This window comes from Segeticoccus rhizosphaerae (assembly GCF_005222685.1).
GTDB classification, from domain to species: domain Bacteria; phylum Actinomycetota; class Actinomycetes; order Actinomycetales; family Dermatophilaceae; genus Segeticoccus; species Segeticoccus rhizosphaerae.
Genome location: NZ_SWMA01000029.1, coordinates 13,825 through 37,454, shown reverse-complemented (window position 1 = coordinate 37,454; position 23,630 = coordinate 13,825). Strand labels below are relative to the sequence as shown.

The 23,630-nt window shown below is 71.2% G+C and carries 17 protein-coding genes, 1 pseudogene and 1 riboswitch; of the genes and pseudogenes, 6 read left to right on the top strand and 12 right to left on the bottom strand.

Annotation, left to right across the window (positions count from 1 at the left end; all coding sequences use genetic code 11):
• From FCN22_RS16485 to FCN22_RS22855, 3 genes and pseudogenes are all read right to left on the bottom strand, one after another.
• Positions 1-279 carry a hypothetical protein gene (locus tag FCN22_RS16485; RefSeq protein WP_137122658.1) on the bottom strand — a complete coding sequence of 93 codons (279 nt, stop codon included), beginning with the start codon at positions 277-279 and terminating at the stop codon, positions 1-3.
• Between the two features lie 243 nt (positions 280-522).
• Positions 523-687, bottom strand: a complete 165-nt coding sequence (locus FCN22_RS22305; RefSeq protein ID WP_238384794.1) for a site-specific integrase — start codon at positions 685-687, stop codon at positions 523-525.
• A 13-nt stretch (positions 688-700) separates the two neighbouring features.
• A pseudogene (locus tag FCN22_RS22855) lies at positions 701-1,129 on the bottom strand (tyrosine-type recombinase/integrase); the annotation flags it as partial.
• 649 nt (positions 1,130-1,778) lie between these two features.
• Between FCN22_RS22855 and FCN22_RS16475 the strand changes: the two are divergent.
• Entirely contained in the window at positions 1,779-2,048 is a 270-nt protein-coding gene (locus tag FCN22_RS16475; protein WP_137122656.1) for a hypothetical protein, read from the top strand.
• A 675-nt stretch (positions 2,049-2,723) separates the two neighbouring features.
• On the opposite strand, the gene FCN22_RS16470 is transcribed toward FCN22_RS16475, so the two are convergent.
• The gene (locus FCN22_RS16470; protein WP_137122655.1) at positions 2,724-3,947 is read right to left on the bottom strand and encodes a glucose-1-phosphate adenylyltransferase family protein; all 1,224 of its coding nucleotides are present in this window, start codon (positions 3,945-3,947) and stop codon (positions 2,724-2,726) included.
• A gap of 86 nt (positions 3,948-4,033) precedes the next feature.
• Complete coding sequence (locus tag FCN22_RS16465; protein WP_137122654.1) at positions 4,034-4,477, bottom strand: OsmC family peroxiredoxin; 444 nt, start codon at positions 4,475-4,477, stop codon at positions 4,034-4,036.
• A 225-nt stretch (positions 4,478-4,702) separates the two neighbouring features.
• On the opposite strand from FCN22_RS16465, the gene FCN22_RS16460 reads away from it, so the two are divergent.
• Positions 4,703-4,906 carry a (2Fe-2S)-binding protein gene (locus FCN22_RS16460; RefSeq protein ID WP_137122653.1) on the top strand — a complete coding sequence of 68 codons (204 nt, stop codon included), beginning with the start codon at positions 4,703-4,705 and terminating at the stop codon, positions 4,904-4,906.
• Between the two features lie 131 nt (positions 4,907-5,037).
• Positions 5,038-5,523, top strand: coding sequence for a bacterioferritin (gene bfr, locus FCN22_RS16455; RefSeq protein WP_137122652.1), 486 nt, complete (start codon positions 5,038-5,040; stop codon positions 5,521-5,523).
• Between the two features lie 45 nt (positions 5,524-5,568).
• Here bfr and FCN22_RS16450 read toward each other — a convergent pair whose 3' ends face one another.
• The gene (locus tag FCN22_RS16450) at positions 5,569-6,402 is read right to left on the bottom strand and encodes a hypothetical protein (RefSeq protein WP_137122651.1); all 834 of its coding nucleotides are present in this window, start codon (positions 6,400-6,402) and stop codon (positions 5,569-5,571) included.
• A gap of 402 nt (positions 6,403-6,804) precedes the next feature.
• Positions 6,805-7,617: a C40 family peptidase gene (locus FCN22_RS16445; RefSeq protein WP_137122650.1), complete on the bottom strand. Its 813-nt coding sequence runs from the start codon at positions 7,615-7,617 to the stop codon at positions 6,805-6,807.
• An 11-nt stretch (positions 7,618-7,628) separates the two neighbouring features.
• Positions 7,629-7,834, bottom strand: a riboswitch (cyclic di-AMP (ydaO/yuaA leader).
• Positions 7,835-8,028: 194 nt separating this feature from the next.
• Here FCN22_RS16445 and FCN22_RS16440 point away from each other — a divergent pair.
• Positions 8,029-9,264: a S8 family serine peptidase gene (locus FCN22_RS16440; RefSeq protein ID WP_137122649.1), complete on the top strand. Its 1,236-nt coding sequence runs from the start codon at positions 8,029-8,031 to the stop codon at positions 9,262-9,264.
• Positions 9,254-9,679: an RNA polymerase sigma factor gene (locus tag FCN22_RS16435; protein ID WP_137122648.1), complete on the top strand. Its 426-nt coding sequence runs from the start codon at positions 9,254-9,256 to the stop codon at positions 9,677-9,679. The genes FCN22_RS16440 and FCN22_RS16435 overlap by 11 nt, the downstream gene beginning before the upstream one ends.
• A 76-nt stretch (positions 9,680-9,755) precedes the next feature.
• Here FCN22_RS16435 and FCN22_RS16430 read toward each other — a convergent pair whose 3' ends face one another.
• From FCN22_RS16430 to FCN22_RS22565, 4 genes are all read right to left on the bottom strand, one after another.
• Positions 9,756-10,001: a hypothetical protein gene (locus FCN22_RS16430; RefSeq protein ID WP_137122647.1), complete on the bottom strand. Its 246-nt coding sequence runs from the start codon at positions 9,999-10,001 to the stop codon at positions 9,756-9,758.
• 177 nt (positions 10,002-10,178) lie between these two features.
• Positions 10,179-12,590: a flippase-like domain-containing protein gene (locus FCN22_RS16425; RefSeq protein WP_137122646.1), complete on the bottom strand. Its 2,412-nt coding sequence runs from the start codon at positions 12,588-12,590 to the stop codon at positions 10,179-10,181.
• 50 nt (positions 12,591-12,640) lie between these two features.
• Positions 12,641-18,160 carry an ATP-binding protein gene (locus FCN22_RS16420; RefSeq protein WP_137122645.1) on the bottom strand — a complete coding sequence of 1,840 codons (5,520 nt, stop codon included), beginning with the start codon at positions 18,158-18,160 and terminating at the stop codon, positions 12,641-12,643.
• Between the two features lie 283 nt (positions 18,161-18,443).
• Positions 18,444-21,428, bottom strand: a complete 2,985-nt coding sequence (locus FCN22_RS22565; RefSeq protein WP_137122644.1) for a helix-turn-helix transcriptional regulator — start codon at positions 21,426-21,428, stop codon at positions 18,444-18,446.
• A 71-nt stretch (positions 21,429-21,499) separates the two neighbouring features.
• Here FCN22_RS22565 and FCN22_RS16410 point away from each other — a divergent pair, with 71 nt between their 5' ends.
• Positions 21,500-22,537, top strand: coding sequence for a zinc-binding dehydrogenase (locus FCN22_RS16410; RefSeq protein ID WP_137122643.1), 1,038 nt, complete (start codon positions 21,500-21,502; stop codon positions 22,535-22,537).
• A 72-nt stretch (positions 22,538-22,609) separates the two neighbouring features.
• Here the strand turns inward: FCN22_RS16410 and FCN22_RS16405 are convergent, their stop codons facing one another.
• Positions 22,610-23,563, bottom strand: coding sequence for an anti-sigma factor RsbA family regulatory protein (locus FCN22_RS16405; RefSeq protein ID WP_137122642.1), 954 nt, complete (start codon positions 23,561-23,563; stop codon positions 22,610-22,612).
• Between the last annotated feature and the right edge of the window lie 67 nt (positions 23,564-23,630).

Here is a 23,630-nt window from a genome sequence, read left to right as displayed (position 1 = left end):
TCATGACGTCGCCTCCTCTCCAAGGAGCACCACAATGGTCGCTCCCACGACCTTGCGGGCGTGTTCCTCTGCTGATAGGAACGCCTGAGCTTCGCTCTCTTGCACATCCTCTGCCTTCTCCAGGACCGCATCTGCAGCACTTGCGACGCACTCCAGCGCCTCCTTCACATCATTGTTAAAGGCGGCTGCGGAGGCCGCGAGCACCTCAGGGCGAGCCGTCAGGTAAGCCGACCCCTGATCCGTGGAAAACTCAAGGCTAAGGCCGACGGCCCGTTGCACGGGGTCTTGGTACATGCGGCTTGGCGATCGGACACTTCGGCCCATGGCAGGTAGGTGGCGCTTTCTAGGTCCTCGAGAAGGTCAAGCTCGAATGCTTCTCGTCGCGTTTGGCGGGCAGCTGCCTGCTCGTGGGATCGTGCCTCACGTTGCGCGGATCGCGACCACCTGCAGTTGAGCCACTGGCCCACCAGAGTCAACGCACCTCCAGCGGCCCCACTGATAACAGATTGGAGCCAACCAACATCAACCATTACCCCCCCCTGCCATCAGTGCCCCGAACTTCGCAGCCGCCTCCTGCCGCATGCCCGGCATGACGTGAGCGTAGACGCCGAGTGTGATGGTCGCGTTGGCGTGCCCCAGGCGTTCCGAGACGACCTTGACGGGCACACCGGCCGCGAGGAGCAGCATCCGCGTGAGTGTGTCGCAGGTCGTGAAGCCGGATCTTCGCCAGAGACTTCTGTCCACCCGCAGCCCGTGCCTGCTCGACGGCCGCCGCGAACTTGCGGGAAAACCGCTCAGGATGCCGGACGGTCCCGTCGAGGCTGGCAAAGACGTAGGCGTCCTCCCGGGCTAGCGAGAGAGACAGCGTGCCTTGGGCCGCCTTGTGCGTCCTGAGCCCGGCGGCCGTATCGGGGTCGAGGTCGACCGTGCGCGGCTTTCCGGACTTCGGCGGGCCGACGATAATCCGTTCACCCTCGCCCTTGACCTCCACGACCGTGGCCGAGCGGCGCACCGACAGCCGGCCAGCGTCGAGGTCCACGTCGCCCCAGCGCAGCGCGAGCGCCTCGCCGCGGCGCATCCCGGTGGAGGCGAGCAGCTGCCACGCTATGGCCAGCTCGTCACGAGCCACGCGTACCTGCGGGTGAAGGCTGATTACGGAATTTCGTTGTCGGCACTGATTGTTCGTGCCTCACGACTCGGAGTGATCAGCAGTCATCGGGCACGTAGCCTGTTCATCCAATTGTCTTCGCAGGGGTGGCGGCGAAACGAACCTGTGGCAGTCGCGTCTGAGACGCCACGACTGCTCACGCAAGCTGCTCGGTACGGAATCTCACCTGATCCCCGAGTCATTGCGCAGCGGGCGGGCCTGCGCCACTCCCAAGTCGAGCAGTGGACAGGCCTCACGGCTCCTCCCGCGCCCGTCACTAACGTTATTCCGTTACGGCGAGCATGACACCGGCGCTCCGGCCCCGCGCGGGAGAGCCGGGGCGCTTGGTCGCCTGGGGGTGGGAGCCAGATACGACCGCTGTTCCTCCCGTTCCAGAGCACGACCCCTGTCCAAACAACGGACGGCCGTTGCAAACATATGCACAAGGTCGGCAAGATATGCACAGATGCGTCGCGCGGGGGGCGCGGCTCCGGTCATCGACTGATGGGAGTGGATCGCCGTGGGCGAGTCGGGTCGGCGGCGGCTCGCGCGGCTGGTCCGGGCCCGTCGTGAATCGCTCGGCCTGTACCGGGAGCAGATCCCAGCCAGGGGTGGACCTACAACTTCGATCGTGACCAAGATCGAGCGAGGGGACGCGCATGAGTACACACTGCGCACGTACGAGCGGCTGGAGGCGGCGCTGGAATGGCCACCCGGCACGATCACGCAGATTCGCCGGGGCGGCCTCACCTCGATCGACGAACACCACCTTGTGACCGGGTTGGTCAGCGCGGAGGACATGGGCCTCGAGGATCACCCCGCCCGGGAAGTGCTGACCTCAATCAGCGATGGCGCGCTGCTAGCCGAGCTGGAGCGCCGGCTCGGTTCGCGAAGGGCATGACATAAGCGCCCCCACCCTCAGATGGGGTGGGGGCGTTCGCGCGCAGACTGAGGCTACGCCTGCATGGAGCCGACGAAAGCGCCCCGCCTCCTGCGGAGGGAGGCGGGGCGGTTCATTGCGCCAGCCGGTCAGGGCTGCTCGTGGTACCAACCGCGCCAATGCCAGATCACGGCAGGCGCCTCCGGGAGGAGGCGGCACGGTAGGCAGGGAGGGTGCATGCTTTTGCACCCTAGCCAATGGTAGGCGGGACCGCCAGGGGATGGCGTGGTGGTGGGAGCGGTTGATCCGGTCGAGGCGCCGGGCCGGCGACTGACGGTGATGCGAAAAGCGCCCCCACCCCGGGCAGGGTGGGGCATTCGCGCGCAGTTTTGCGGCTACTACTGCGATCAGAGAATGACTCCGGACGCGCTCGCCCTCGTGCCTCCCGCCCAGAGGTAGTCAGCGGCGGCGGAAGACCGGATATGCCTCAGGTCGACCCTTGGTATCCGCGGCGACGCTCCAGTGTTCGAGTCGCCACCTGTCGCCTCGATTGCGTCCGGGTCTGCTGCACGGACAGGTGACACCTGATCTGTGGCGTTAAGAGGCGCCGCTGGAAGTGGCGGGAGTGTGACTGCCGCCACTTCGCATTCCACGTCCAGCTACGTGGTCTGCGCGTCCCGGCGTTTGATCGGAAGGTCAGGCGGTGGTGCCGGGCTCGAGCCTGGCACCTGGTTCGATGGCCGAGTCGACCGTCGATCCGGTGCCGACGAGGACGATCTCCTCGTCACGGGCCTGCCGCCGTGATGGAGCCGCGCCGATCCGTGCCTTGCTGCCCACCATGCATCCTTCGTCGATCACCGCGGTGTGGACGACCGCACCGGAGGCGATCACGACATCGTCGAAGATCACGCTGTCGGTTACCCGGGCCCCCTTCTCGACCACCACGCCCGGTCCGAGCACGCAGCCGTCGACCTCGCCAGCGACAACGCACCCTGGGGAGACCAGGCTGTTGGCGAGCCCAGCGGTGTGCCGGATGCGGGCCGCCGGGCGATCCGGCCAATGCGAGATCACCGGTCGGTCGGGGTGGTCGAAGACGTCGATCTTGCCGGCCAGCAGGTCGCGGTGGCCCTGCAGGTATGTCGCCGGCTGGCCCAGGTCGCGCCAGTAGCCTTCGATCGGCACGGCCCGGACCGAACTGGTCTCGATCAGTCGAGGCAGGAGGTGCTCGCCGAAGTCGCCGAGCCCGGTGGAGTCGCCTTCGACGGCCTCGTCGAGCTCGGCGCGCAGCGCCGAGAGCGTCTCCAGCAGGGCGTCGGTGCGGTACAGGAAGATCTCGGTGGCGACCGTGCCAGTGCTGGGCCGCGCGACCTTCACCTCCAGCTCCTGGACGACGCCATCACTCCCGACCACGACGGCCACGTTCTCCGACGCCGTCTTGCGCGTCACCTCGGCCGTGACCACCGTCGCGGCGCTCCCGCGGGCGACGTGCTCCTCGACGACCGGCACGAGGTCCATGTTGAAGATGTGGTCGGCGCTGCTGACCAGGACGTGCTCCGGTCCGCGCGCAGCCAGGTCGGCCGCCATCTTCAGCAGCAGATCGGCGTTGCCCTGCGCAAACCCCTCCTCGCTGGTGGGACCGGTGCCCGTCTGCGGCACCATCCGGCGGAAGCCGCCCCGGTTGCGGTCCAGACTCCACGGACGGCCGCCGGCAAGGTAGTCGTCGAGCGAGGTGACCTGGTACTCCAGGCTGACCCACACGTCGCTCACCTGCGAGTGCACCAGGCTCGACAGCGGGAAGTCGATCAGCCGGTGCACGCCACCGAACGGCAACGCCGGCTTGGCCCGCTCACGGGTCAGCACGTCCATCCGGCCGCCCGCACCCCCGGCCTGCACGACCGCCAACACCTGTCCGCGCCGCATCGCGCCTCCTCGCTCGGAGTCCGTCACGCTACGGGAATCCGGTCACGATGCCCAGCGCGGTCTGACTCTGTCCTGCGCCCGGCGCGTCAGCCGGCAGCGAGGGTCGCGGTGACCTCGATCTTGGCGCCGGCGAACAGTCGGGAGATCGGGCAGAGCGCGGCCGCCTCGTCGACGATCTCCTGGAACTTCGCCGCGTCCACTCCGTCGACCGTGCCGGTGACCTCGATCGCCGCGGTCGTGACGGTCGGCAGCCCGTCGACCTCGTCGAGGGTCACCGTGGAGGAGACCTCAAGTCGGGTCACCTCCAGCTTGTTCTCGCCGAGCCGCAGGGAGAGCGCCATCGAGAAGCACGAGGAGTGCGCGGCAGCAGCCAGCTCTTCCGGGCTGGTCTTGCCACCGGGCTCCTCGGTGCGGGCCGCCCAGGTCACGGGGAGCGCAGTCAGGGCGCCGCTGTCACCCGAGACCTCTCCGGCGCCGCGGGCGAGGCTGCCCTGCCAGGTCGTGCGGGCGGTGCGTGATGCGATGGCCATGTCGTCCTCCAAGTGTCTGTGCGGTTTTGTCACGGTATCATCCGGGTAAAACCTATCGGGGCACGGGCCGCGAGCGTCACTCGCCGTCTGGCTCCGGGCGCTTCCTCGGCAGTCCCTCGATGATCCTCCCCCTCCCGATGTGACCCGCGCCACCTTGGCGCGCAGGCGCTCGGCAGGCTAGCCTTACGCAGGTAAGCCTTGCCTACCTCTTGAAGGGTGCCCCGCGTGATCGTCTGCCACTGCAAGGTCGTCACCGACCGCGCCGTCGGCGAGTCGATCGAGCGCGGCGCCTGCACGCTGGGCCAGGTCTGCCGCGACACGGGCGCGGGGCAGGACTGCGGCGGGTGCGTCTTCTCGCTCAAGCGCGTCCTCGTGGAGCACGAGGGCAAGGCGCCACTGCAGCCGGCCACCACCGCCGCCGCCAGCTGAGCCCCTGCTCACGAGGTCTGCACCCGCGGGCCGGACGCTCGTGTGCTCGGCGACGCACGGCATACCTTCCCTCCGCGGGGCTGCCGTGAAAGCATGACGCGACCACACGATTCCCGATCCCGGAGGCCGCCGTGCAGCCCGTCAACCCTCGCATCGTCCAGCTGTTCAACGACGCGCTCACTGTGGAACTGACCGTCACCAACACCTACTTCCTGCACGCGCGCATGCTCGACAACTGGGGGCTGGCGCGGCTCGGCAAGGTCTTCTATGACCTGTCGATCGAGGAGATGAAGGACGCGGACGACCTGATCAGCCGGATCCTCATGTTCGACGGCCACCCGAACGTCCAGAAGCTCGGCTCGATCCAGGTCGGCGAGTCGGCCGAGGAGATGCTCCAGCTCGGCTTCGAGAGCGAGAAGGCGGCAGTGGCCCAGTTCAACGCGTCCGCCAAGGAGTGCCACGACCTGGCCGACCACGCCTCGGCCGCCGTCTTCGAGGAGATGGCCCGCGACGAGGAGACTCACGCCGACTGGTTCGAGGGGCAGCTCGAGGCCGTCAAGATCGTGGGCACCGCGCAGTACCTCGCGCAGCAGATCGGCTCCGACTCCCCCGCCTGAGCCGGCCGCCGCGTCCACCCGGCGGGCGAGGACCGCGCGTGGCGGCTAGCCCAGAAGCCTTGCGGCTGCTGCTTGTTCGCTGGCGGTCGGCGAGTAGGTGTAGTGCACCCAGTGCGCACCCAGCCGCAGCGCCACGGCGTCGGCGATGCGCTCCAGCTCGATCGTGGAGACGCCCTCCCAGGTGTGCTTGCGGCACTGCAGCACATGGCCGTACTCGTGCTTGATGACGTCCTCGATGCGGTCCATCGGTGTCGAAAGACCCACCCAGACCTGGCAGCTCGACAGGTCTGTGGTGCCCCAGTGCCCCGGCGCGCTCGGGTTGTCGTAGGGGTGGACGGTGATGCCATAGCGACGCGCCACCGAGGCGATCAGCCCGTCGCGGGTGAGCGTCGGCTCGGTCGTGTGCGTCGTGGTGGGGCTGGGCGTCTGGGTCGGACGAGGCGTGACCTTGCTCGGCGCCGGGCGCGGTGTGGGTGAGGCAGTCGGTGTCGCGGTCGAGCTCGGGACGGCAGGACGTCTCGTCCGGGCAACCTCACTGCGTGAGGCGGCGCGGGCCGGCTGAGACGTTGCCCGAGCCGCAGGAGGGGTCGCCGGCGACGGGCGGGCCGAGGGGTGGCTGGTGGTGGGCTCGGCCCGCACCGCGCGGCCCATTCGCGCTGCGTTGTGCGCGAACTCGGCAATCCTCTGGGGGGCATGAGCCGACAGCTGGCCGACGATGGGCACGAGGCTGAAGTCGGCAGCGCTGGCGAGGGGGGACGGAATCGCCTGGCTGGAGGGTGCGGACGCGCCGAGGAGCCCGCAGGACAGCGCGACGGCGCCGAGGGCGGGGACGAGGCGTCGCCGGGTGGAGCGGACAGGGCGGGATCGGGTGCGGCTCACGTGACTTCTCCAGGGTTGAGCCGACGCCGGCCGCTCGCGGCTCGCCCGTGGCCGGCGCGGTGCCGGTGTGGGGAGAGGGTCAGGCGAATCCGCTCAGGGCAGGTCGACGGCACGTTGATGAGCGCCAGAACTGCGAGGTAGCAGCGCTGTCGTCACCGTCGGGGACGCGAAAGGCCCGTGAGCCTCTCGCGCGGCCCACTCTCTCCCGACGCACGTCCTGCGGTCAACGCAGCCAATGCCAAATCTTGTTCAGGATTTGACCAAAGTTCGGGCAACGGAGAGTCAACTGTGCTACCTGCCGTCGCCCGTCACGGGCCGCATCGCCGCGCGGCAGCGAACCACGACGGGGCCGGGCAGGAGTGCGAACCTGCCCGGCCCCGTCGTGTGGGTGCAAGGAGAACCTCAGACGCGACCGAAGCCGGAGACCCCGCTGAAGATGTGGCGCTTCTGCGTGCGCAGCCCGGGCTTGCCCGAGTCGAACATCTGGCCCGGACCGGCGTAGATGCCGACGTGATGGGCCGGGTAACCGAAGAACACCAGGTCGCCGGGACGCGGGTGGGCGACCCGGTGGGCGCGACGCTGCTGGCCTGCGGCGGTCCGGGGCAGGTTGACGCCCGCCTTCCGGTAGACGAACTGCGTGAAACCCGAGCAGTCGAACCCGCGGGGGGTCGTGCCGCCGAAGCGGTAGTAGATGCCGGTGTAGCGCTTGGCGATCGAGACGATCGAGTTCACCGGAGCCTTCCGCTTGAGGCTGCGCGACGGAGCCTTCGTCGTGTGGCGTGCCGGAGCCTTATTGACCCTCTTCGCCACGTGCCGGACCAACCGCATCGTGGCGGCCGTCCTCGGCCCGACGATGCCGTCGCGCACCATGTGGTGGCGCGACTGCCAGCGCTTGACGGCTCGCAGCGTCCTCGGGCCGAAGACTCCGTCGGGGTGGGCACCGACGACGCGCTGGATCTTCCGCACCATGGCGCCCCGCGCGCCATACCGGATGGTGTGCCACCTGGCCGGCTTCGCAAGCACCGTGGTGGTCACCGCGGCCGGGGTGACGGCGGTGGGGGCAGGTGCGGCGGCCGGCGGACCGACGGCACCGGCCGTCGGTGCCATGGCGAGGACGAGGCCGCCGGTCACGGCGACGACAGCGGACGCCTGCGCGGCGGGACGGAACGAGAATCGGCTCGGGGCGCGGTGGCGCCCGGGGGTCTTCGTGGACACGCGGGTCTGGCCTCTCCAGACGCCTGCGAGGTCAGCTGTCGGGTTCGGGTGGGAGTATCACCCGGCCTCCGCCTGCTCCCCCGACTCGACGACCCCGTGTCGACCGGTGGAACACACGGACGCTTCACCCCGAGGGGCATCTCTCGACGCCCCGAAGTGGGTCCCCCGCTCCTGCCGTGCGGTCTGTGGATCTCCGCGATGGCGGCAGGATTCGGCGAGCCACCCGGAGAACTGCCCCGTCGGCAGCGGACACGAATCTACACACCCCCGGCGGGTATGTCACGTGCTGGTCAAGAATTGGTCACGGATCTTCCTCGCGGGAGAAAAAAAGTCCCGGCGGCGACGTATCAGGGAGGGCACGGCCCCGGTCCTCTCCGATGACACAGCGGCGGCCACAGACGGGCGACGACGATGATCTACCGCAAGGGCAGGACCGAGCGCATCGTGCGCGGACAGCAACAGCGCTTCTACGGCGACCACCTGGTGGTGGGACTGCCCCATCTCGGGCTCGTCCTGCACCAGCTCGACACGTGGGGCGCCAGTCCTCGCGTCGCAGACGAGGACGAGCGCCTCGGCCTCGCCCTCGTCTGCCTCGAACCCTCCGCCGCCGTGAGCAAGGTGCGCCGACAGTTCCGGTCGTGGGTGAACGAAGCCGTGGCGCGCGCCGAGGATGCGGGCGCCGAGGCTGCTGACCTGGACCTCACCCTGGTCTGCCTGCGACGCCTCTTCGCGCAGCGGTATGCCGGGTGGTTGCCTGCGCTGGGAAAGAACCGGCTGCTGGAGCGGGTCACCGGCTCGTCGGTGGTGCCCGTCGGCTCGAGCCCCGGTGACGTGCTCCCCCGGGGGCGGTTCCCCGGCAACGGCGCGCGCGTGGGGGTGGTCGACTCGCGGCTGCGGCCCCACCCATGGCTTGACGGCGCCGTGATCGCCGCCGCCCGGGACCTGGCCACGGCCGACGGAATCAGCGACCGAGGGGACGCGGACCACGCGACGTTCGTGACGGGTCTGGTGCTGCGGCAGGCTCCCGGAGCCGTCGTCGACCTGCGCGCCGGTCTCCGGGACGACGGGACCACCGACGGATGGTCGCTCGCCAAGGATCTGGCCGACCTCGGGGCGCGGGACACCGACGTCATCCAGCTCAGCGTCGGCTGTCGCACCGACGACGGCCGTCCCCCGATGGTGCTGCAGGAGGCGGTGCGCGCCGTCGGCCCGCGGACCGTGGTGGTGGCCGCAGCCGGCGACCACGGTGGACCCGCGTCGGACGGGATGGCACCCGCACCGGTGTGGCCGGCGGCAATGGAACGTGTCGTCGCCGTCGGCGCGCTCGACGGGGAAGCGCCGGCCGACTCCACCCCGGACGCGCCCTGGGTCGACGCCCTCGCGCCCGGGGCCGACGTCGTGAGCACCTGCGACGTGCACCGGGATGGCACCGGTGGCCTCGGCCGGTGGGGTGGCTCCGCCTTCGCGGCCGCCGCCGTCGCCGGCGCCATCGCCGCCCGGGTCAGCGACGGGGTCGACGGTCCGACTGCCTGGAGGGACCTGGCCGAGACCTCGAAGAGGGACCATGTCGGGCGGTCCCTCGTCGGCCTGCGCCGCCCGTCGGGCTGGCCGGCCGATGGACGACCAGGGCGCGCCGATGAGTACTGAGAGCGACCAGAGGCATGACCAACGCACCCCGACGGACGTCCTCGTCAGGTCTGCCGCAACCGGTGACGAGGCGGCCTGGCAGGAGCTCGTCCTTCGCTACGTGGCGTTGGTGTGCGCGATCTGCCGCCGTTGCCATCTCTGCGAGGCCGACACGGCCCACGTCACGCGCGTGGTGCTCACCCGTGCCCTCGGCCACTTGTCGGAGCTGACCGGGCCCGGGGCGCTGCCGGCATGGGTGGCGGCCACGACCCGGCGAGAGTGCCTGCACCTGGTCCTGCGCGCTGCCGACGAAGTCGAGTTCGCCGACGCGCAGAACGAGGAGGCGGTCCGCGCCGCCCTGGCCCGGCTCCCGGCGCACTGCCGCCGCATGGTGGGGCTGGCGTCGCACCCGACCCGCGTGGACCGGGTGGCCTGACCGGAAAAGGACAAAACTCGGCCGGTGGACACCGCGTTCACGGTGCCCACCGGCCGGTCGGGTCCGGAGTGGCGGCTCAGGCGGCCAAGCCGTGCTCCGGCACGCTGGTGGCGACCACCGTGGCGGGGCCGTGCAACAGTGCGTCGGCGCTGACGGTCGCATCGAGCCCGGCCAGGAGGGCCAGGACGACGGAGCCGACCACGAGGAGCGCAGCAGCACCGTTCACGAGGAGGACGGGAGCCATGACGGCGAAGAAGACAGCGGCCACGACGCCGAGCGCCAGCCGGGCTCCGTGCACGTTGCGCACCTTCACGTTGGTCATTCCTGTTGCGTCAGTACGCATTGGTTCTGCCTCCTCTGGGATAGATCGTTGTCGTGGGTTGCCCCGCACCATGGTATTTGGTACAACAGGCCCCTCCGGCGCCGGATTTCCCTTGTTCAGAGTGACTTTCGCCACAACTCGGTCTGTCGCGCGGCCTCCTCGGGCTCCAGCTGACCTCTACACGACGCGGTGGTGCTGCAGCAGCCGGAAGGCCACCAACCCCGGCAGGATCGGCAGCCAGAACGTGAGCAGCCTCGAGGCCAGCACCGCCGCGACCGCTTCTCCCGACTGGATGCCGATGGCGGTCAGTCCCGCCACCATCGCCGCCTCAACCGTCCCGAGACCTCCGGGTGTCGGCGCCAGCTGCCCGAGGGTCGCCCCGACGATGTAGACCGACATCACCGCCACCACGGAGAAGTCGGGAGTGAAGGCGCGCAGCGTCGCCGCCAGGCCGAGCGCCTGGAAGACCAGGAACGCGACCGACCCGACGAGCAGCTCAGTGGCGAGGACGGGATGGCGCAGGGTGGGCAGCAGCTCGCGGACCAGCTCTCGAAGGCCGCGCAGGGCTGGGCGCAGCAGCCGGCGGCGACCCCAGGGGGACGCGAGCACACCCGCCACGATGGCGATCAGCACCAGCACGACGATGATCACCCATTCGCTGGGCACGGCCAGGGAGCCGATGGGAGCGGCGGCCCCGATCGCGAGCACGCCGAGCAACGTCAGGATCCCGGTGACCAGACCGTGCACCGCCCGGTTGAGGAAGAGGACCGCCACGGCCCGCGAGCGGCGCAGTCCGAGCCGTTCGAGGTAGACGATGTTGATCGCGTAGAAGCCGATCCCGGCCGCGGTGGTACGACCGGTGAAGGTGGCCGCCAGCTGGACGGCTGTGGTGCGCCAGAAGGGCAGTGGGGTGGGACTCGAACCGATCAGGCTCACCGATGCCGCCACGATCGAGAGCACGCCCATCGCGATGGCCACGCCCAACCAGATCCAGTGCGCGTCCTTCAGCAGCGTGAGGACCTGCGGCAGGCTGGCCACCTGCGGGAGCAACAGGTAGATCGCCAGGCCGACGGCCAGCATGATCGCGACGGTGGTCGCGCGCACCGGCGAACGGAACTGCGGCACCTCGCAACCGAGCTGGTCGGCCAGCCTTTCGCGCAGGTCGGCGAGCAGGGTCCGTTCGTCCTCGAGCTGCCGGCGCATGCGCCGGCGCAGCGCCAGCGGCTGCAGGCAGGGCAGCACGCGCTCCAGGTCCTCCTCGTCCAGCGTCCGCTGCGCGCTGTCGACGGCGCGGGTCACCCCGACCACGGACGCCAGTGACACCAGCACGTCCGCGAAGTCCTGGGGCCTCCCGGCAGAGGGTCCACCCACTCGGCTGAACGTGAAGTCCGTGATGCGCGGCTGCCCCTCGGCATCGACCAGGATCGTGTCAGCACGCAGGTCGTGGTGCGAGATCTGGGCCTCCGCCAGGGCCCGCACGTCAGCCCAGATGCCGTCCAACAGCTCGTCGTCGACCTCGCGGGACGCCAAGGTGGACAGTCGCCGCCCCGGCACGTGCCGCATGATCAGGAAAGGCGGTCCGTGCTCGAACTCGCCGGCCAACAGGACCGGGACCGTGCCGATGCCCGCCCTCTGCGCCAGCAGGTTGACGTAGGCCTCGTGCTCGACCTCGTGCCGGGTCGTGGAGAGTCTGGGCTCGAACTCCACCTCCAGGGACGCGAGCAGACGGCGCAGCCGGTAGGTGGGGCCGGCCACGCGGTGCAGCCGACGGACGATCTTCATCCGCAGCGGCTCTCCGTCAGTGGTGACCACCTCGTACTCCAACGGGTGCAACCAGGTCCGGGCGACCGGCGAGACGCTCTTCACGTGCACGCCGGCCCGTTCGAGGACGAGCACCAGGCCCGCCTCCGTGGTGCGCCGGCCCGGCGCCCCCAGGACGAGGTGGAACAGTGTGCCGCACCCCCAGCCGAGGACCGCGCCAGCGAAGATGCCCAACGGCAGGTGGTTGCCGATCACGTCCCCGGCGGCGCCCACCAGGACGACGGCAAGCCACCCGAGTCGTGCCGGACCCCGGCGCAGGTAGGGCGCGGCGACGGTGACGAGGGCAGCGGCCACGGCCGTCTCCGGCGAGGGAAAGGCGAAGCCGGCCGACCCCGGCTGGTGCAGCATCGTGGCCACTTCCGAGCTCGACAACGGTCGTGGCCCCACCAGCCAGGCGATGACCCAAGCCAGCACCCAGCCCAGCGCCGCCGCTGAGGTGAGGGCCACGCCCATGCGGATCCGGCCGACATACAAGGCGATTCCCGCAGTCACGACGATTCCCGGCCAGGATCCGGCCCAGCCCACCACCCGAAGGACGCCCTGCAGCCACTGCGGCAGCTGCTGCACCTCGTTGAAGATGGCCAGCTCGACCGGGTTGACCCCAGGCGTTCGAGCGATCGCGAGGCAGAGCAGCACCACGCCCGCCGAGATGGCCAGACGCACCACGTCGGCCGGGTGCCGGCCGATCGTCATCCGGAGGCGGGCATACCTCCCCGGGCGCGCCGAGGACTTCTCGGCGTCAGGTTCGCTGCGCCCGTTCACCACCACCCTCTGGATGCTGCTCCCCCGCGCCGGATACCTCAACCGGAGGGTCGCTCTCAGCCGTCGGACGAACCCTTGGCCAGGGACTCCTCGATGGCCCGCACCAGCCGCGGTCGAAGCTCGTGACCTGCGATGACGGCATCGACGGAGCCGACTTCGACCGCCCGGTGGATGCTGTGGATCCCGTCGAACTCCGCGGCCACCTCACCGAGCTTCTCCGCCCGCACGCTCGCCCTGAGCTCGACCAGCTCCGTCGCCAGCCCGGCCTTGTGCGCGTCGACCGCGCCCGCCATGCGGGTCTCGAGCTCGTGCACCCGCGGGTCCGCCGCGGTGCGGCCGTCGACCACTCGGGAGAACACCACAGCCGCCGCGGGAGCACCGCCGATCACGGACGCGAACGATCCGTCCACGGCCAACACCGTCATCTGCGGGTTGAGCGCCTTGGAGAAGACCACGAACGCACCACCGTGGTAGCGAGAGACCACGCAGAAGACGATCGGGCCGTCGAAGTTGACGATGGCGCGACCGATCTCGGCGCCGTACTCGAGCTGGAGGTTGCGCAGTGAGTCGGGCGAACCGTCGAACCCGGACAGGTTGGCGAGGACCACCACGGGCCGGTTGCCACTGGCCGCGTTGAGGGCTCGGGCGACCTTCTTGGACGACCGTGGGAACAGCGTGCCGGCGGTGTAGGTGTCGGGGCCGTCGGTCGGCGGGAACCCGCGGCGGGGCACCGACCTGGACTCGATCCCGACGAGGCACACCGGCCAGCCGCCGAGGTGCACGTCCTGCACCACGGCGGTGTCCGCGTCGGCCATGCCGGCCCAGCGCTCGAGCACCGGCAGGTCCTGGTCGGAGACGGCTCGCATCAGCGTCCTGATGTCGAACGCCTTCTTGCGGTCGGGGTTTGACGTCGCCGAGAAGATCTCGCCGACGGTCGCGAACTCACTGTCGGGTATGTCGTGTGGATAGCTGGAGACGTCACGGTCGATCGGGTCCGTGGTCGGCGCACGGCGCGGACCGGACTCGCCCGGCACCAGGTAGCTGTGGTCGTAGTGGGACATCAGGATGTCCCGGGCGCCCGCGAGGTGCGGCGCCCAGTACTGCGCCTCCCCGTTGGGACCCATCACCCGGTCGTAGCCGCCGATGCCGAAGTTGTCCTCGGCCGATACCCCGCCGGAGAAGTCCAGCGACTGCTTGCCGGTGAGCACCATGGCGCTGTCCGGCGTCATCACAAGGATTCCCTTGGTGTGCATCAGCATCGTCGCCTCGGCGTTCCAGTAGGGCTGGGCGCCGACGTTGATGCCGGCCACCACGACGTTGATCTCACCGCCGGCCTGGGTGAACAGCACGATCCGCTTGAGTGCCCGAGCCACCCAGTCCATGTTCTCCGTGCCCGAATCCATCGAGATCCTGGCGCCGGCGGACAACGCGAACCACTCCACGGGCAGCCCTTCGAGCTCGGCGAGGTCGATGGCCGCGATGATCCGGGTGCACTCCGGCTCGGACACGGCACCGAGCGCCTTGATCGGGTCGCCGAGGAGCACGACCCGGGTCACGCCCTCGGGATGACGATCGGTGGGCGTGGAGGCGACGCCCACGACGATGCCGGCCTTGTTGAGGCCGGCCGGGCGCTCGACCGGGGCGAGCTGGCCCTGGTCGTCGAGGTCGTGCTCGACGAAGGAGCCGCCCCGCCCCGCCAGCATGCCGGCCAGCTCGTAGGGGTAGACCGTGCCGCGGCGCCGTGCCCGAAGCACCTTCTGGTCGTAGTCGTCCAAGGGCTTGAGCAGGTCGCTGGGGGCGTCCTGCACCGCCGCCACCACACCCGCTCCAGGCTCGTAGGAGAACCGCACCGCGAGCGGGCGGTCGGCCCCGTCCGGGCCGGTGATCCGTCCCTGGGCGAGCACCTCGGTGATGCCTGCGCCGGCGGTGAGTGGCGCGATGGTCCGCTGGAGAACGCCGATCTCGTCCAGGCCGGCATCCACGGTGGGCCAGATGTGCAGCCACACGTGGTTCATGTCGAGGCGGCTGCCGGCCGGCCCGCGCTCCGTCCGCACCCGGCGGATGGCCTCCAGGCAGGCGGCGATCGCGCGCTCGCCGTGCGGCACCGAGGTCACCTCGCCCTCGGCGTTGCGGGTCACCGCGAACCGGCGCACCTGGGCGAGCGCCACGAGCCGCTCGTCGGCCGGGTTGTCGAGCGCGACGCAGTGGTAGAGCAGCACGTCCTCGGGCGCCTCGAGCCGGGTGACCCGGAAATTGCGCAGCCGCCAGAGGTTGAGCCGGCGTCCCACCATGGGGTGCACGCCGCGCACCAGGTCGTCCTCGACGAGCCCTTCCGCCGAGGGCCGGAAGGTGAAGTAGTTCACCGGCCGACCTCCACCGGGCGAGACGGCCACGGCGATCCGTCGCGCCAGCCCGGGCAGGGGGCCCGCCGACAGGATCGAGCGCAGCTCGTCGGAGGCCGCCTGCGCCGACTCGGGCTCGTCGGGCCAGGTGAGGTAGAGGTCCACGGCCCCGGTGAGCCCCTCGGGCATGTCCTCGAGCTGCGCGGTGAGCTGGGCGTTCAGACCGCTGGCGGTGGCCAGCTCCGAGACCGCGCCCACCGTGGTGACGACACGGGTCGGTCGCCCGTCCACGGTGTAGTCGCACGACACGAACGGCCGCCCGTCGACTGCCAGGACGCGCAGGTCGTGCAGCTGGTGCTCGCGGTAGTGGCGCCGCACGAGGACCTCGAGCATCGGCTCCGGCGTGGCGTAGCGCCCGTCCTCGATGCGCTCGGCCAGGAAACGGACCAGCTGCTCCGGGATGGCCACCAGCTCGTCGATGCGGGCGGCCCGCTCGCTCGAGTCCGGCATTGCGGCCAGTCGGTCGAGCTCCTCCGGCACACCGGCGATCACCCGGCTGCGGGCGGCGTCCGCCTCCGGCTGGTCGAACCACCGGAACCGGACGCTGCGGGCCAGGTCACCGACGACGGGATGGCGCAGCTGGGTGGCGACGACCAGCCGGTCGAGCACCTCGCGGACCTGCTGCTCGCCGGCGCCCGGGAGCGGATCTGCGATCCACGCCTGGAGGAGGGTCGTCACGACCACCACGTCGGCCGCGCTGCGCTGCTGGGCCAGGAAGATGCGAAAGACTGCCTCCTCCAGGTCCGGTGTCCGCTCGAGGTCGTGGATGTCGTAGTGGGACAGGACCCGCTCAAGACGTAACCGGAAGGTGTCGGGCAGCCGGCCCCGGTCGATGTCGAGGCTCTGGAGGTAGGTGTGGAAGTGCTCGCGCGGGCTGTGCACCTGGGTGTCGCCCCGAGCCTCGTCGCCGGCCGGCTTGGCACGCATCAGCTCACTGAGATCGGCGAAGACCGACAGCACGTCCAGCTCCGAGACGACCGGGGTCTCTCCCTCAGCCCGCAGCTCGGAACGCACGGCCAGGTAGGCGTCGAGGGTCCTGATCTGCTCCTGCGGGTCGACGTCGAAGCCGAGCAGCATGCTGCGCAGGTCCTCGAGTGAACGTGCCGCCCGGTCCGCCGCGGACGAGTCGGCCGCCGGTGTGGGGATCATCAGGTCGACGACCGCCTGCTCGGGGGCGGCAGTGGTGGCCGCGTCCTCCTGCGGCATCGCCTCGAGCCGCAGCAGCGGCGCGCCGGACTCGACCTGGCTGCCGGCCGACACCATCAGCGAGCGCACGGTCCCGGCGAACGGGGCGTGCAGCACCGTCTCCATCTTCATGCTCTCCAGGACCAGCACGGGCGCTCCCGCCTCGACCTGCGCCCCGACCCCGACCGGGGTCGCGACAACCAGCGCGGGGGCCGGCGCCCGGAGCACGCCGCCCTCGTCGCGGCTGACCCGGTGGGTGATGCCGTCGACCTCGACCAGGTGCACCGGGCCGTGGGTCGCCGTGACCAGGCGGTAGCGGTGACCGGCGATGGTGAGCCTGCTGGTGAAACCGTCCAACCGCTCGAGCTCGGCGTCCACGACGACGGCGTCACCGTCGTCACCGATGGCGACGCGGAAGCGGTCGGGACCGGTCCGGGCCACGGTCACGCGATAGGACGCGCCGCGCAGCTTCAGCTCGATCACCCTGCCCATCTCGTGCTGGACCTGCGGCCGGCCACCGTGCGCGGTCTCGAAGAGCCGGGCGCGTTCGACCTGCTCCTCCTCCTCGTAGCCCTGGATGGCGGCGGCCGCGAGGGCGACACCGGAGTGCCGGTGCTCGACCAGCCGGCCCTGCGCCCGCACCCTGTCGATCCAGCCGGTGTCGGCGCTGCCGTCGATCACCTCGGGCTGGGCGAGCAGGTCGAGCAGGAAGCTCTTGTTGGTGGCGCCTCCCTCGATGACCACGGTGGTCTCGTCCAGCGCCCGGCGCAGCCGCGCCAGGGCCTCGTCGCGGGTGCGGCCGTAGGCGATCACCTTGGCGATCATCGAGTCGAAGTCGGCAGGGATGGTGTCGCCCTCGCTGACGCCCGTGTCGACGCGGACGCCCGGCCCGGACGGCAGTCGCAGCAAGGAGATTCGCCCCGGCGCCGGCGCGAAGTCGCGGTCGGGGTCCTCGGCGTTGAGCCGTGCCTCCACGGCGTGGCCCGTCTCCGGCGGTGCCGTGCCCTCGAGGCGGCCGCCCGAGGCGACGTGCAGCTGCGCCTTGACCAGGTCGAAGTCTGTCGTGACCTCGGTGATGGGGTGCTCGACCTGCAGCCGGGTGTTGACCTCGAGGAAGGCGAAGAACTGGTCGCCGGGGTGGTAGAGGAACTCGACCGTGCAGGCGCCGCAGTAGCCGACGGCGACGGCGAGTCGCTCGGCCGACGCCTTGAGCCCGCGGTTCTGCGCGTCGGTGAGGACCGGTGACGCCGACTCCTCGATGACCTTCTGGTTGCGGCGCTGGATCGAGCAGTCCCTCACGCCCAGTGCCCAGGCGGTCCCCTGGCCGTCGGCGATCACCTGCACCTCGACGTGGCGCGCGCCGGTCACGAGCCGCTCGAGGAACACCACGCCGCTCCCGAACGACCGAGCGGCCTCGTCGCGGGTGCGCTCGAAGGCGTCAGCCAGCTCGTCGTCCGACGTCACCACGCGGATCCCCCGCCCGCCGCCACCGGCGGTCGCCTTGAGCATCAACGGGTATCCCACCGAGTGCGCGGCCGCGAGCGCGGCGTCGAGGTCCTCGACCGGTCCGCGGCTCCACGGGGCCACCGGGACGCCGACCTCCTCGGCGATCAGCTTGGAGCCGATCTTGTCACCGAGCTTGCGCATCGCCTCGGCGCTCGGGCCGATGAACGTGACACCGATCCTTTCGCACAGCTCGGAGAACGCCGGATCCTCGGCAACGAAGCCCCAGCCCACCCAGGCGGCATCGGCCCCGGTCTCCCGAAGGGCGCGCTCGAGCAGCGGCAGGTCAAGGTAGGGGCGACCCGACGCAGGACCGAGGGGGTAGGCGAGGTCGGCTTCGCGCACGAAGGTCGCGTTGCGCTCCGCGTCCGTGTAGAGAGCGACGGTCTGCACCTGCGACCCGCCCTCGTCAGTGATCTCACGCACCGCGTGGATCAGCCGCATCGCGGCCTCTCCGCGGTTGACGACGGCGACACGGGTGAACATCGAACAGCCTCCTGGAAACACGTGCTCCGTGAGGTGACGACCGACGTCACCGAGCAGGTCCACCTTTCCAGCCGGACCCGCCTACCGTCGAGTACACCACCGCTTCGAGTGTCGCGCGCCCCGCAGAGTTCTGTGCCGCGGCTCCTTCGCGGCAGAGTCGCTCCGCTCCAGTATCGCCGCTGGTCGTCGCCGCGGCCGTGTCGTCGCCGCGGCCGTGTGGTCGCCGCGGCCGTGTGGTCGCCGCGGCCGTGTGGTCGCCGCGGCCGCGTGGTCGCTGGGGTGCTCAGTCCTGCAGCAGTCCCCGCCGGCGAGCCACCGCCACGGCCTCGGTGCGGCCCCCGACGCCCAGCTTGGCCAGGACGTTGGAGACGTGGACGCTGACGGTCTTGGTGCTGATGTAGAGCTGGCCGGCAACTTCCCGGTTGCTGCGTCCCTGGGCCACCAGGGCGAGGACCTCCTGCTCCCGGGGCGTGAGCGCGGTGGTCGGCCCCTCTGCCGTGCGTCGTCCGGCACCAGCGCCCTGGGCCCGCAGCTCACCCAGCAGCGGCGCGGCGCCGAGCTTGCGGGCCGCTGCGCGGGCCACGTCGGCAACCTCGCGTGCTCGAACCGAGTCGCCCGTGGCCCGCAGCACCGCGGCCAAGCCGGCCCGGGAACGCGCCAGCTCGAACACGTTCGGATAGTCCTCGAAGGCGCTGACCGCCCGCTCCCAGGAGGCGACCAGCTCGTCGGCGGGCGGCGCCTCGGTCGCCGTGAGGAGGCGCAGCCTCTCGTGCTCGGCGCGGGCCCGGGCCTCCCAGGCCAACGACTCCGGACCACGCCGGCGCCGCCGCGTCTCCGCGTGGGCGACGGCACGCAGGGCAGCTGCCAGCAAGTCGTCCCCCTTCTTCGCGAGGATCGAGCGCTCGGCGCCGCCCGCGCGGGCCGCCGCCCGGCACAGCTGGCCCAACAACAGGGCCGACAGCCGGATGCGGGCCTGGAAGTCGGGGTGCTGCCACAGGCGACCGACGGTCTCCACGGCGTCGTCGTGGACCGCGATAGCGGCATCGACGTCGTCGACGGTGCCGTAGGCCTCGATGGCTGCACCAGCACTCATGATCGCGATGATCCCGTCGTGGCCCCACTGACGGCGCACCGACGGGAGCAGCCGCAGCACGGCCTCGTCGCCCTGCGCAGCGCGCACCACCATCTCGACGGAACAGAGCGCCGCCTCGGCCAGTGGCGGCGGGGACTCACCGGCGGAGTCGACCACCTGCAGGGCGGTGTCCCAGTCGCCGGACTCGTAGGCGGCCAGCCCGGCGAGGAGGCGCGCGTCCAGGGCGAACGGCGCCCAGGGCCGGCCCAGGTCGCGGGCCCGGGCGGCTCCCTTGCGGTAGACCTCGAGTGCATCGGCGAGCCGGCCCTGTTCGTAGTAGAGCCCGCCGAGGTGGTGCAGCGCGCGCAGCTCGGCCGCGTCGCCTCGCTCGTGTGCCTCCGCGATCACCTTCTCGAGGGCCTGCCGGGACGACTCGGCGTCGCCGCCGCGATCCTGGATCCGCGCCAGTTGGGTCGTGGCGTCGGCGGCCACGTCGCGCAGCCCCAACCGGTCTGCCAGGTCACCGGCCTCCTGCGCCCAACGTGTCGCCTCCTCGTCACGCTGGAGATCCGCCAGCGCCTGGGCGTGGACCACGGCCACCTTGGCCCGCAGGGCGCTGACGGGCTCCGCGGGCACCAGCTCGAGCATCTCGGTGGTGAGCGGCAACACGTCGGCGTTGCCGTCGCTGAGCAGCGCGGCGCCGGCCAGCGCGAGCAGTAGCCTCGCGCGGCCGAGCGGTTCGGCGGTGTAGGGGTCCTGGTCCAGCCGGTCCTGCACCAGGGCCACCGCCTTGTGGACGTGGCCCGCCGCCAGGGCGGCGGCGCTGGCCTTGGTCGTCAGCTCCACCAGGTCGACCTCGCCCGCGGCCAACTCGGGGTCGGACGCCAGCTCCAGCGCGAACTCGTACTGCCGCAGCGCCCCCTCGGGTCCTCCGACGGACACGGCCTCGTCGCCGGCCCGGATGCTGGCCCGCAGTGCTGTCGCCCTGTCGTGTGCGGCGCGCGCGTGGCGCGCCAGCTCGGCCGCCGCGCCCTTGATGGCCAGTCCCGACAGCGCTTTGACGTATGCCGCGTGGGCGCGGACGCGCTCGCCGGGCAACAGGTCGTCATACACCGCTTCCCGGAGCAGGGCGTGCCGGAGCGCATAGGCGTCGTCACCGACGCGGACCAGGATGTTGCGTTCGAGGGCCTCGCGCAGGGCGTGGTCGAGCGTCGTCGGTTCGAGGCCGGAGACGCTGGCCAGGACGGTGTGGCTCACCCGGCGTCCCGCGGCGGCCGCGAGCCGCACGACGCTGCGGGCGTCGTCGTCCAGCTGGTCGAGACGCACGAGGAGCAGTCCGGCGAGATCGGGTGGCACGGCACCCTCGCCGGCCGCGCTGGCGGCGACCAGCTCCTCGGTGAACAGCGCGTTGCCCTCCGCCCGCCGGACGACCTCCTGGACCTCGGCCTCGGGTACGTGCCCGGGACGCAACGTCCGCACGAGGGTCCCCACGTCACGGTCCGCGAGCGGGCCGAGCTCGAGGCGCTGGACGCTGGGCAGGCGACTCCACTGGGTGATGGCTCCGCGCAAAGGGTGCCGGCGGTGCAGGTCCTCGGCGCGGTAGGACAGCACCATGGCGAGCGGGCTCGGGACTGCCCGGGTGAGCAGGAAGGTGAGCAGGTCACGGGTGGACTGGTCGGCCCAGTGGGCGTCCTCGAGGACGAGCAGCAGGGGTTGCTCCGACGCCAACTCGGTCAGCGTCGCGAGCACGGCCTCGAACAGGTCCGTCCGGTGGGACACCGAAGCGGCATCGGCGGAGCCGTCCAGTCCTTCGCGTCCCTCCGGCCGGTCCGGCTCCGCCGGCTGGGCTCCGCGCCCGGGCAGGAGCCGACCCAGCGGCGGGTGCTCCTTGAGTGCCGTCCCGATCAGGCCGGAGACCTCGGCGTCGAGAGCAGCGAAGGCCTCGATGAAGGGCAGGTAGGGCAGGGCGGTGCCACCGAGGTCGAGGCAGTGGCCGGCGGCGACGCGCCACCCGGCATCGCGGGCCCGGTCGCTCGTGACCGAGAGCAGCCGGGTCTTGCCGATGCCGGCGTCGCCGGACAGCAGCACGCCGCGGAAGGTGGCCCCGGGTCGGGCCAGCCCGAGCTGCTCCGACAGGGTCTCGACCGCGCTGTGCCGTCCTACGAAGGGAGACAGGGCCGCAGGCTGAGAGGTCACCGCTCCATCATGACCGATGACACCGACACCGTGCGGTCTCCCGGGCCGTGGCCTGGGGCATGATGTGGCCCGTGCGTGCAGTCGTGTTCGAGCGGTTCGGCGGCTCCCTGGAGGTCCGCGAGGTCGCCGCGCCCAGGCCCTCCCCTTCCGGCGTGGTGGTCCGCGTGGGTGCGACCGGACTGTGCCGCAGCGACTGGCACGGCTGGATGGGGCACGACCCCGACATCGAGCTTCCCCACGTCCCCGGTCACGAGCTCGCCGGGACCATCGCGGCCGTGGGTCCGGAGGTCCGCCGCTGGCGTCCGGGTGAGCGCGTCACCGTGCCCTTCGTGTGTGCCTGCGGAGGTTGCGCCGCGTGCGCGGCCGGGCAGCAACAGGTGTGCGAGCGGCAGACCCAGCCGGGTTTCAGCCACTGGGGCTCGTTCGCGGAGCTGGTCGCGATCGACGCCGCTGATGTCAACCTCGTCTCGCTCCCGGACAACCTCGACTTCGGCGCGGCGGCCGCGCTGGGGTGCCGCTACGCCACGGCCTTCCGTGCCGTGGTGCACCGGGCGCGGGTCCAGGCCGGCGAGTGGGTCGTGGTCCACGGGTGCGGAGGTGTGGGTCTGTCCGCCGTGCAGATCGCCACGGCGGCGGGGGCCCACGTCGTCGCCGTCGACATCAGCACCGAAGCTCTGGCCCTGGCCCGCGACCTGGGCGCACGCGTCGCGGTCGACGGGTCCGGGCGCAGCGCGGAGAAGGTCGCGCAGGCGGTGGTCGACGCGACCCAGGGTGGTGGTCACGTCTCCCTGGACGCGTTGGGGAGCCCGGACACCTGCTCGGCCTCGGTACTGAGCCTGCGTCGTCGTGGTCGGCACGTGCAGGTGGGGCTGCTCCCGGCGAGCGAGGGCCACCCGCCGCTCCCCATGGAACGGGTGATCGCCTTGGAGCTGGACCTGCTCGGCAGTCACGGCATGCCCGCTCACGCCTACCCGGAACTGCTCTCCCTCGTCGCAGCAGGCACCCTGCAGCCCGACCGCCTCGTGACCCACGAGCTGACCCTCGACCAGGCGGGACAGGCGTTGGCCACGATGGCACCGGGCGCCGGTATGGCGATCATCCGTCCCTGACCGCGATCGCCACCACCGCTCCTGCCACCCTGCCGAAGTGCCGCCCGCCACCTGGCCGGCGAGGTCCGTGACTCACCGCCAGTGGTGGATCCGCACGCACGTCCCCCAGGTGCCCGACCGCACCTGCACCAGGTCGCACAGCTGGTTGGTCAACCACAGACCACGACCACCGGCGCCCTGTGGCGACGGGGGCACCCGGCCCACCATCGGGTCGGTGATGTGGCCCAGGTCGCGCACCTCGACCACCACGGCATCGGGGCTCGACCACCACCGCAGCACTCCCCCACCACCTCCGTGGATGACACTGTTGGAGGCGATCTCGTGCACCGCGAGGACCAGGTCGGCGGCGGCGCGCGGTGCGACGTCGCACGACCCTGCCAACCGCGACACCACGCCCCGCAGCATGCCGAGGTCGTGCCGGTCGAACATGATCCGGGGGGCCAGTGTCTCGGGCTCGGGAAGCGGCATGCCGAAGAGCTCCCCGACGTGGTGGGAGCCGCCGTAGCTGGCGCTGTCCACCCATTCCGACCCGTGCCCGCTCGGGTGGCTGCGCCAGCTCTCCCCGAGCACGCCGGGGTCGAGCGCCTCGGCGTCGTAGGGGCACAGGAGCCACAGGGGCACCTCGGGCTCGATGGCCTGGTTGAGGAGGGCTTCGTGAAGCTGGCACTCCTGCAGCTCCTCCGGCCGCCGCCCCGCCCAGATCGGTTCACCGATCCCTCGCATCGGGCCCGGCTCTGGCCCCTGCTCCTCGATGAAGTCTCGCCAGGCCGCGATGATGCGGGCCGGGTTGCGGCCCAGGACAGCCATGTCGACGAAGCGGACGCTGGTCCCCCGGCCATCCAGCGCGTCCTGGAGCAGGGCGAGTCGCGGTTCCACGACGGCGACCATCACGGGCTGCCCGCCAGCCACACCTTCGAGCACGAACGGCACTGCAGCGTCGAGGAACTCGTCGCTCCCATGCCAGAGCAGGGCCTCATGGCGGTATCCGCTGTGCGGCTTGGTCTCACCAGGACAGAACACGCTCACGCCAGGACCCTTCGATGACCGCGCCAGAGTACTCCTCCTGCGACGGCCCCCGTGGCGCTTTCACCGA